At 46.8% G+C, this 1,106-nt stretch carries 1 protein-coding gene; it reads left to right on the top strand.

Translation table 11 applies throughout. The annotated features are described in order from the left end of the window. The coding region (locus J8L71_RS18325) for an AMP-binding protein (RefSeq protein WP_211001797.1) at positions 1-1,106 on the top strand (1,106 nt) is incomplete at both ends.

Below are 1,106 nucleotides of genomic sequence, written 5' to 3'. Positions count from 1 at the left end.
CGTTCGGTGGTGTCTTTTGGTGTAGAGCTAGAAGCTCAGTTGTCTGATTTAGAGGTGTCGGCGTATTCTCCTTGGTTGTGGCTGACTAATTATGTTTTTGATGCGTCTCTTAAAGGAGTGATGAGTCTTTGTCATGGTCGCACTGTAGTGCTTGCCTCCGACGAACAGAGTAAAGATCCGTCGGCCATTGTTTCTTTGTTAGGCATGTATGAGATTGAAGTATTGAACACCACGCCGTTATTGATGCAGGCGGTACTAGAGCCGTTGGCACAAAGCGAACTTGCGGTGAATCTTATCCTGAGTGGAGATCAGATAAGTGAAGAGTTATTTACTAGGGTTTCGCAATACAGTGATACTCGTGATGTTCGCTGGATCAATGCTTATGGTCCCACAGAAGCGACGGTAAACAGTAGTTATGGCGTTATCGATGATGTATTACATATAGGGCGAGGCACGGCGAATACAAAATTGTATGTACTTTCCGATGCCTTGGTAGAGTGTCCGATTGGTACGGTCGGAGAGCTGTATATAGGTGGTGCTGGTGTAGCTCGGGGTTACCTAAATCGTGATGAATTAACGGCAGAGAAATTTGTTGATTCTCCATATGAAGCTGGGCAGCGTCTGTATTGCACTGGAGACATGGTACGCTGGCGCTCAGAAGGTCAGCTTGAATTTATAGGTCGTAAGGATCGTCAATTAAAGATACGCGGATACCGTGTCGAGCCAGACGAGATAGAGCGAGTGTTGTTGCAGCATCCAGATGTAAGTGATGTGTTGGTGTGTAGTTTTACTGGCGCGATGGGTGAGCAACAATTGGTCGCGTATATTGTAAGCGAGCTATTGACGACAGAAGACAGTGATGGTTTGGAATATTTGATAGAAGAGAGTCTACCGGACTACATGATGCCAGCGGCTTTTGAAATGATGTCGTCATTTCCGCTCACAGCGGGGGGGAAAGTTAATGTGAGAGAGCTACCGACGCCGAGTATGGGGGCTGGTCAACATGAGTATGTTGCACCAAGAACGGACACTGAGCGAGTATTGTGCACTATCTGGCAAGAGGTGCTGGGCATTGAACAGGTTGGCGTTACGGATAACTTCTTTAA

The sequence above is a fragment of the Pseudoalteromonas sp. MMG007 genome, assembly GCF_018100985.1.
Taxonomy (GTDB): Bacteria; Pseudomonadota; Gammaproteobacteria; order Enterobacterales; family Alteromonadaceae; genus Pseudoalteromonas.
The sequence above is the reverse complement of the archived record's forward strand: the minus strand, read 5'-3'. Positions and strand labels throughout refer to the sequence as shown.